Origin of the sequence: Actinacidiphila oryziradicis, assembly GCF_005047355.1 — a bacterium.
Classification (GTDB): domain Bacteria; phylum Actinomycetota; class Actinomycetes; order Streptomycetales; family Streptomycetaceae; genus Actinacidiphila; species Actinacidiphila oryziradicis.
Genome location: NZ_SUMC01000305.1, coordinates 1 through 1,808 on the forward strand (window position 1 = coordinate 1; position 1,808 = coordinate 1,808).

The following is a 1,808-nucleotide window of genomic DNA, read 5'->3' on the forward strand; positions in this document are numbered from 1 at the left end:
CCTCCACGAACTCCAGGCCCAGAACCGCTCCGACCAGCAGGACCCGCAGTGGCAGCGGCTCTACGCCTCACGCTCCGGCATCGAGGGCACCATGAACGAGCTGGTCAACGGCCACCGGATGCGCCGCTGCCGCTACCACGGCGTCGCCAAGGCCCACGTCCAGCGCGTCCTGACCGCGATCGCCGTCAACATCGAACGCCTCAGCACCCAGGAACCGGCAGACTCCACCTACCGCCCCCGCTCACCGACGGCGTTCCAGCAGTACCACGAGAGCCGGTTCCACGCCCGTTTCGGCACCTTCCGTGCCGCGAGCAGGTCGGCCCGGATCGGCCCGACGCCGGTGGGCACAGCGCGCCGGGCCTGTTCCAGAGCGATGGCGGTCTTGGTGCGGAAGGTGAAGTCACGTCCCAGTCCGGCCTGTTGTTGAGCGACTCGGAGGATGAGCACGTCCCGACGCTCGTGGTGACGCTGAACGCGTCTTCCTGACGGAGGTTCATGTTCACACTGTCGTCCGTCGTGTGCGACGACAAGGCGAGCACGAACCCCGGACAGGGCCCGGGACCTGGCGCGTGCCACGCGCGGACATCTCCACGTTGTCGCCGCGGAGAGCCGGAGGTGCCATCCAGAGATTCCCTGGGTTCGCGTCTACTCAGGCAAGCGTTCCCCATTATGTGGAATCAGGTTTGTCAAGTTGTGCGATATCTCGGGCGCAGGCATTGCCGCCCTCGCGCCCTCCTGCCGGGAGTGCTGGGTTCATAGAAGCAGTGGGCCGCGTCCCACGCGTTACTCGCTGACGTGCACGAAGTCGAGCAGAGGGAGCAGGGCCACCTGGTCGGGGGGCCGGTGATCGCGCCCCCGGCGGCTTGTCGGCTTCGTGTTCCGGCGGCTACAGCCGGCGGAGCACAGAGCTCAGTGTTTCGATCTCCTGCGCGGAGAGCTTGTCGGTGAAGTGGCGGCGTACCGCGGCGTCCAGGCCGGGGCGCACGGTGGTGATGGCCTGGCGTCCGGTGTTGGTGAGGGTGACGGTGACACCGCCGGCGCGTTCGCGGGTGAGGAGTCCGCGCTTGCCCATGCGGGTGAGCTGGTGGGAGATGCGTGTGCGGTCCCAGCCAAGCGACGCGGCGAGCTCGCTCTGGCGTAGAGCGCCTCCCGCCTTGTTGAGGTTGACGAGGATCGTCAGGTCCGGCTCGGACAGGCCCGCTGCCTCGGCGGTGTCCGCGATCACGCGGGCTCGGACGATCTCGTGGGCGCGCTTGAAGGTGGACCAGAGGTCGACGGGCTCCGGTGCAGCGTCGCCCATGGGCTCGTCCGGCTCGGGAGCTCCGCCACCTGGTGTTGACATATCAACGCGCCTCTTCCTAGTGTTGAAATATCAACGCTAACAGGTGGCTGCTCCTTCGCCAGCCCCGTCGGCTACGCCCTCTCGCCCCACAGAAGGATCCATGCAAACCCGACCCCTTGGAACCGGCGGCCCGCAGGTCGCCCCTCTCGCGCTGGGCTGCGCCGGCATGTCCGACCACACCGCCCCCGCCGACGAGGCTGACGCCATCGCCACCATCCACACGGCCCTCGCCGCCGGCGTCACCCTCCTCGACACCGCCGACTTCTACGGCATGGGCCACAACGAGGACCTCATCCGCCGCGCCCTCCGCGCCGACGATCGCGAAAAGGTGCTCCTAAGCGCAATGCCGCTGACTTTGGGTTGATCTTGTTTGTAGTGTGTGCCTCGGGAGGGTTGCTGAGTGCCACGAGCTGGACAGGTCAAGCCGCCGGTTGAGGAGCGGTTGTCGGATCGCATCGCGTTGGGT

The 1,808-nt window shown here is 67.6% G+C and carries 2 protein-coding genes and 1 pseudogene; 2 read left to right on the forward strand and 1 reads right to left on the reverse strand.

The genetic code is table 11. The features are described 5' to 3' along the window. Window positions 1-427: transposase (locus FCI23_RS55435; protein WP_169317496.1), on the forward strand; the 427-nt coding region annotated here is incomplete at its 5' end. 459 nt (window positions 428-886) lie between these two features. Here the strand turns inward: FCI23_RS55435 and FCI23_RS55440 are convergent. Beyond that, the gene (locus tag FCI23_RS55440; protein ID WP_246144948.1) at window positions 887-1,300 is read right to left on the reverse strand and encodes a MarR family winged helix-turn-helix transcriptional regulator; all 414 of its coding nucleotides are present in this window, start codon (window positions 1,298-1,300) and stop codon (window positions 887-889) included. 142 nt (window positions 1,301-1,442) lie between these two features. Here FCI23_RS55440 and FCI23_RS55445 point away from each other — a divergent pair. Beyond that, a pseudogene (locus FCI23_RS55445) lies at window positions 1,443-1,682 on the forward strand (aldo/keto reductase); the annotation flags it as partial. Between the last annotated feature and the right edge of the window lie 126 nt (window positions 1,683-1,808).

Coding starts and splice junctions, on each gene's coding strand:
- FCI23_RS55440 (WP_246144948.1), bottom strand. CDS start 1,300: ATGGGCGACGCTGCACCGGAGCCCGTCGACCTCTGGTCCACCTTCAAG.